The organism is Mycobacterium sp. (assembly GCF_052144515.1).
Classification (GTDB): domain Bacteria; phylum Actinomycetota; class Actinomycetes; order Mycobacteriales; family Mycobacteriaceae; genus Mycobacterium.
Genome location: NZ_JBKQQD010000153.1, coordinates 1 through 6,821 on the forward strand (window position 1 = coordinate 1; position 6,821 = coordinate 6,821).

The window sequence follows — 6,821 nt, forward strand, 5'->3', positions numbered from 1 at the left end:
CCTCCCACCCGTTGTAGGCCGCCAATTGCGGCGCCATGACCAGGTCCCGCACGTCGACGAACAGCTCGGTCGGCAATGACGCCGGCGGGACGGGCACCCCGTCCCAACTGACCAGGTTCCAGCCGTCCCGGGGGTCGCCCTGCACCACGACAATGCCCGTGTTGGTGAGCGGGTGGGTGAGCATCAGTAAGAGATCGGGGTTCTTGACGTTCATCAGCGTCCCCACCTCGATGGCGAATTCGCTTGAATACGCGACGTCGGTGATCTGGCCGTTTGCCGCCAGGACCGGGTGAGCCAGGGCACCTGCGTACATCGTTTGCAGCGCGTTGGTGAAGCCCTGGTCGAACGCCAACCCGCTGAAGAGTCCGGAGCCCGGGGCCAGCATTGGCACGAGGGGCAGCCCGAGCGTCCACGCGAGCGGGCCCGGTAGATACAGGACACCCAGGGGGACCTCCGGGAAGCCATTGAGAATGCCGGCATTGATCTCGTTCAGTCCGGGCAACGGCTGCACGCTCATGCCCAGCAGGCCGGCCAGCGGCGCGGCGGTCTCCTGCGTCCTGAGCAACTGCGACGAGAAGATCCCGGCGAAGGGGCCCTGCCCGTTGAGCAGGTTGGCGACGGTCAGCGCTTGTTGCTGGCCCAGCGCGGTGAGCCCGGTGCCGGGCACCGCCGTGTCGATCAGATTCGACGCGTTGCCTATCGACTCCCCGTGCCGCACGAAGTCGATGACGATCTTGGTGGAGGGCGCGGCCGTTCCGACAACACCGTTGCCGATCAGATCCCGTCCGAACAGCACGTCGGTGGGCGCGTTGATGATGGGGTCGAGCTCCTGGCCCAGGGGGCTGTTGACCCAGGCTTCGCCGACGGTGCGGAGTGGGTCGGAGACGAACGCCTGCAGCCCCTGGGGCACCTGCGCGGGCGCGTTCGTTGCGCCCAACGCTCCCGCCAGCGAGGTGGCGATGGTCGCCTCTGTGCTTGTATACGCCGCCGCCGCTGCGCTCAAGGTGCCCACCAACTGCTCGAAAAACGTCGCTGCCTGCGCCGCCGCCGCCTGAAACACCTGGGCGTGCGCGCCAAACACCGCCGCAATGGCCGCCTACACCTCGTCGGCCCCCGCCGTTGCGAGCTCAGTCGTCGGAATGACGGCGGCCAGGTTGCCGGCCCGCACTGCCGAACCGATCCGCGCCGCATCCGCCGCCGCCGTTTCCAACGCGTCCGTCGCCACGAGCACAAACGACACCGCCTACCCCCCGGCGCTTGTCATCAACTGGCCACTCAACACGCTCGACTCCGTTAAATCGTCCGTAACCCTCGAGTTGCGCTCACACACTAGGCCAATTCGCACTTCGGCAAAGCCGTTTTCAACGCGAATGGGCGGCGATGTTGGGCGAACGAAGTTGCCGTGCGCGCCTTAGTATGCGTGTGTGACTGGCTCTTACACCTACACCTTCGAGGACATCCGCAACCGACCGGTCGCCGTGATCGGGGCGGGGACGCTGGGACGCCGGATCGCGCTGATGTTCGCCAGCCGTGGTGGAACGGTTCGGATCTACGCGCGGCGCGCCGAACAACTGGCCGCCGCGACGCAGTACGTGTCGGAGAACCTTCCAAAAGCTGTGCAGAGCAGAGGATTTGGCGAAGTCGGCACCGCGATGGGCGCAAGTTCGCTCGACGAGGCGTTGGACAACGCGTGGCTTGCCGTTGAATCCGTCCCGGAGAGGCTTGAGATCAAGATCCCGCTGTGGGGCCAGATCGACCGCGCCGCGCCGCCCGACACCATCTTCGCGACCAACTCGTCGTCGTACCCGTCGCGCTTGATGGCCGAGGATGTGCGCGACAAACGGCGACTGTGCAACATGCATTTTTACATGCCACCTGAGGTCAACGCGGTCGACCTGATGTCCGACGGTGAGACGGACCGCGCCTTGCTTGACACCCTGCTGGGCGTCCTGCCCGAGTTCGGCGTGTACCCCTTCGAGGCGCGCCGGGAGAGTACCGGCTTCATCTTCAATCGCATCTGGGCAGCCATCAAACGCGAGTCGCTGGCCGTGGTTGCCGAGGGCGTGGCCCGCCCGGAGGATGTGGACGGAATGTTCAAGGTCAACTGGGGCGTCCCGGCCGGGCCGTTCCAGATGATGGACCTGGTGGGGCTCGACGTTGTGCTCGACATTGAGAACCACTACGCCGAAGAGTTCCCGCACCTACCGAAGAACGTGCGGGACTTGTTGCAGGCCTATGTCGACGCGGGCAAGTTCGGCGTCAAGACCGGCGAGGGCTTCTACAAGTACCCTTCTGGCCTTTCTGGCGCGCGAGAGTAACGCCACTGCGAAAACCGGCGCCCGCTTGGTTGTTCGCAGCCGCGTTACGCTCGCCGGGCCAGGTGGGCGAGCGCGAGGTGGGCGGCGTTGGCGCCGCACATGCCGTGCGCGCCGGGCCCCGGCGGGGTGGCCGCCGAGCAGATGTACATTCCCGGCACTCCAACGCTATACGGCGACAACGTGATTCGCGGGCCGAACGTCAGCTGGCGAATGTCCTTGGCGCCGGTCACGATATCGCCTCCGACGTAGTTGGCGTTGTAGGTTTCCATCTGCGTCGTCGAGCGGACTTGGTACCCGATGATGCGTTCCCGGAAACCGGGGGCGAACCGCTCGATCTGGGTGACGATCGCCTCGGTCGCGTCTCCGGCGTAACCGTTGGGGACGTGCGCGTAGCTCCAGACCGGATGCGTATTGCCCACCGAGCGTTGCGGATCGGCCAGATACTGCTGACCAACCAGCACGAACGGCCGCTCCGGCATGCGGCCGGCGTGGATGTCACGCTCGGTCGCGGCGAGTTCGGAATAGGTCCCGGCCACGTGCACCGTGCCGGCCCGGCGGGCGTCGGGGTTGGTCCAGGGCACGCCGCCCTCGACGGCGAAATCGACTTTGAACGCACCGGGGCCGCGCCGAAACCTCTTGAAGGCACGCGAGATCCGGCGCGGAAGACGGTCCCCGAGTATTCCGGCGACCGCGGTTGGCGCCAGGTCGAACATCGTGACGTCCGCCGGCGGCAGCTGCGATGCCGTCTCGACTCGGACACCGGTCTCGATCTTGCCGCCCAGGTCGCCCAGCAACGCGACCATCGCGTTGGTGATCGACTGCGACCCACCCTCGGCCACCGCCCAGCCTTGCCGGTGGCCGGCGGCGATGATGCCCATCCCGATAGCGGAGGTCATCGGGTAGTGCAGCGGCCGAAAGGCATGGGCCGCAACACCTCCGAACAACGCCCGCCCCTCCTCGGTGCGTAACAGCCGGGCGAACGCGGATCCGGGAAGCACGGTGGGCGCACCGAACCGGGCCAGCATCAGCGGATGGTGCGGGAACCGCAGCAGGGGCCGCATGATGTCCTCGCTGAGTGCGTCGAACCGGGCGGCCGGGTAGCCGAAGGCGAGCCGCCACCGCGATCCGTCGCGAGCGAGACCGGCCGCGGTCTGCTCCACCGAGCGGTACAGCACGCCAGCGCTGCCGTCGTCGAGGGGATGGACACAATCGATCTCCGGCCGCCGCCACGAGAGGCCGTACCGCTCCAGGTTGAAGTGGCTGAGGAACTGCGAGCCGACGGCCATCGGGTGGATTGCCGAGCAGTGGTCGTGCAGCAGGCCGGGGATGATCGCCTCGCTGCTGCGGGCGCCACCGCCGACTTCGTCGGCGGCCTCGAGCACAGTGACCTGCACGCCTTCGGCAGCCAGGGAGATGGCGGCGGCGAGCCCATTGGGCCCGCCGCCCACCACCAGTGCGGTACTCATGCCAGCGCTCCGTGACCGTGGTCCTGATCTTCGGCGACCGCGGCCGGCTTGGTGCCGCGCAGCGACCAGCTCACCTGAGTCGGGATGGGGCCGTTGGGCAGCCAGGGCTGTTCGGCGACCGCGTCGGCCACCTTCCAGGTCCCGCGCTCGATGACCCCGAGGGCGGCATCGATCAGCTTGTAGTGTTGAACACCGCTACCGAAGGCCTCCGACTCTACCCACGCGATGACGCACTCGCCCGGCTCGAATGCGGCTTCGCGCTGCACGGCCCGGATCAAGCCTTCGTTGTGCAGGTGACCGTCGCCGAAGTTGAATCCGATAAGAGAGTTGCACACGAACTCCCCCTCGCGCACGGTGCGGGTGTCGACGTCGGGCAAGTGTGTCAACAGCAGCGAGAACAGGCCGCGGGCCTGGCTGTGCATGGTTCGCCACGCGATGGTCTTCTGCAGGGTGATCTCCGCCCACTTGGGCTCGTAGCCGGCCGCGACGAACTGGTCGATCTGGTTGGACGCCGTGCGCGTGACCCGGTTCAGCTTCTGCTCGGCACCGGGCGCGAAGGTCCACACTGCCGAGGCCCAGTTGCCCGCGTACTGCCGCATCGAGGGCAGGAAGGACACCTTGTCCGGCCGCAGATTGCCCAGGATCGGGTAGAACAGCAGCGCGGCGACGATGATCAGGGCCAGCCACGGCGGCGACATGTTCCACGGGGCGTATCCGTTCCAGTTCGGGAAGCCGAGGAACAAGAAGATCGTGGTGTAAGCGAAGACCACGTTCCATTCCAGCGGCACCGCAAGCGGGAAGGTCGAGATGATGAACAGGTGGAAGCCCACCATCAACAGCGCCGCAACCAGCGTCACCCACTTGTTGGTGGAGAAGAACAGGATCAGCGGAGCAATGATCTCGACCGTGGTGCCATTGACGTGTGCCATCAAGTCCGCCAGCCGCGATGGCCGCATATCGCGCGGGAATTCGCAGTAGTGGGCCCGTCGCACCCATTTGGGCGCGAATATTGTATTGCTCACCATCGGCGGAATGACGTTGGAGAAGTGCTTACCGAACTTCGAGAAGCCGGCACCAACCCAAACCACCACGATCACTATCTTCAAAGCGACAATCATGTTGGTGAAGTTCGAGTACGGCAACACCTCGAAGATGACCAGGACCGGCAAGTACTGCTCGCCGCGGGCGGCCAGGAAGATCGTCTTGTCCCGCAGACCGACCAGCACGAGCAGCGCGATCGGCGTGATCAGCAGGGCCGGGTTCACCAGACCCGATGTGTTGTCCGGCAACGCCTTCGAGAGCGAGTCGTTGTGCACGCCCGGTGACAGCAGCGGGACCGCGAGGCTCACCAGCAGTGCCAAATAGAGCGCGATGTCGAACCAGGTGCGCCGATCGCCGTTGGTGAACGGCACCCAATTCCACGGGCGCAGCCGGATGGTGCCCGGTCGGGCCCAGAACAGGATGCCGCCGGTCATGGGCTTGACCTTGCCGGCCAGCGGCCCCCAGGAGCCGGCCACGCCGATAGCCTCGAGCAGCACGGTCCACAGGATGACCTTCTGGTAGACGATTGGTTGGTTCCACCATTCGGTCACATGCCAGAAGGCGGGCAGCCCCGACGTCGCCGTCGCGACGGTGATGCCGCCGATAGCGAAGAACACGACCAGCTTCACGATGTAGATGGTGTGGATCATCCTCGGCGAGCCGAAGCCCTTTTCGCCCCAGTCGATGGCGAGGATCCGCATCCGCTCCATCAGCGGCTTCTGCAAGAACGTATCCGGGTCGACTGTGGCGAGATCCGGTTGTGTGAATCCCATTGTCTTCGCTCCTTCTGACATTTGTTTGCCGAGAGTGGCTACAACATTAGGAATTGCGCGCGGCGTGACACAGTCGCGGATCGACAAAACTGCCCGAAGGTGTTATCGCTGGGCGACAACCGGGTCTAACGTCATTGAGGTGAAGAAACCACCTCTTGACAGCGATGTCGGGGTGAACGGTTACGTCGCCGAGGTCGCCGGCCGATTGCACGGACGGGTGGCCGACGTGTCCTCGAAGCTTCGTCGCTCCCTCGAGGGGCAGATCCCCGAGTTGCGCGGCGATCCCGCGCTCGTGGAGTTGCTCGGCACCAGTGTCGAGGGCAACGTGGACACGCTCCTGTACGCGTTGCGCTACGACATCGCGGTCGAGCGCGTCGAGGCCCCCACCGCAGCGTTGGAGTACGCCCGCCGATTGGCACAGCACGGGGTGCCCGTCAACGCGCTGGTGCGCGCCTATCGGCTCGGTCAGCGCTGGATGAATGAGGCGGTTTTCGCAGAATTGCGCGCGATCGAAATCCCGGAACCGATGAGAGTGGAGGTGATCGAGGCGATCACCGCCACCATGTTCGGGTACATCGACTGGATGTCGCAGCAAGTCGTCGCTGTCTACGAAGACGAACGCGAACGCTGGCTGGAGAACCAGAACAGCCTTCGTGCCCTGCGGGTGCGTGAGGTTCTGGCCGCGAACAAGGCCATCGATGTCGATGCGGCAACCACGTCGATCCGTTATCCGCTGCTGTGGCATCACCTGGGGCTCATCATGTGGTACCCGGACCTGGGCACCGAAGGCGACGACCTTGCCAGGCTGCAACGGTTTGTTCGCGAACTGGGCGAAGCCGCCGGTGCCGGTGCCGGCCCGCTGTTCGTTCCCGCCGATCGAAGCTGTGGGTGGGGGTGGCTGCCGTATCGCGCCGTGGTGACCGATGCCGATGCCGTCGTTGCGAAAGTCCGCCGGTTCGCGCTGACCCGCCCGGACTCGCCAAGTGTGGCAATCGGGACGGTGGCGAGCGGCATCGAAGGCTTTCGCCGCTCACACCGGGAGGCAGCGGATGCCCGCGCCGTCTCGATCGTCCGAGAGCGGCCCAATTCGTCGACGCCGACGGTCATCGCCGCCAGTGATCCGGGGTTGTCCGTGGTGGCGCGTCTCGGCGGCGACGTGGTCGACACCCGCGAGTGGGTGGCCGCCGTGCTTGGAGACCTTGCCGGCGACAACGAGAACGACG

The 6,821-nt window shown here is 65.8% G+C and carries 4 protein-coding genes and 1 pseudogene; 2 read left to right on the forward strand and 3 right to left on the reverse strand.

Features of this window, described 5'->3' with window-relative positions; genetic code table 11:
* A pseudogene (locus ACLP9N_RS09705) lies at positions 1–1,240 on the reverse strand (PE domain-containing protein); the annotation flags it as partial.
* Positions 1,241–1,424: 184 nt separating this feature from the next.
* Between ACLP9N_RS09705 and ACLP9N_RS09710 the strand changes: the two are divergent.
* A complete protein-coding gene (locus tag ACLP9N_RS09710; RefSeq protein WP_442407205.1) occupies positions 1,425–2,318 on the forward strand; it encodes a 3-hydroxyacyl-CoA dehydrogenase family protein in 894 nt (297 codons plus the stop codon).
* A 44-nt stretch (positions 2,319–2,362) separates the two neighbouring features.
* On the opposite strand, the gene ACLP9N_RS09715 is transcribed toward ACLP9N_RS09710, so the two are convergent.
* Positions 2,363–3,784 carry a phytoene desaturase family protein gene (locus ACLP9N_RS09715; RefSeq protein ID WP_442407206.1) on the reverse strand — a complete coding sequence of 474 codons (1,422 nt, stop codon included), beginning with the start codon at positions 3,782–3,784 and terminating at the stop codon, positions 2,363–2,365.
* Complete coding sequence (locus tag ACLP9N_RS09720) at positions 3,781–5,598, reverse strand: DUF3556 domain-containing protein (protein WP_442407207.1); 1,818 nt, start codon at positions 5,596–5,598, stop codon at positions 3,781–3,783. The genes ACLP9N_RS09715 and ACLP9N_RS09720 overlap by 4 nt, the downstream gene beginning before the upstream one ends.
* Before the next feature lie 139 nt (positions 5,599–5,737).
* Here ACLP9N_RS09720 and ACLP9N_RS09725 point away from each other — a divergent pair.
* Positions 5,738–6,821, forward strand: a 1,084-nt coding sequence (locus ACLP9N_RS09725; protein ID WP_442407208.1) for a PucR family transcriptional regulator, incomplete at its 3' end; no start/stop codon positions are given.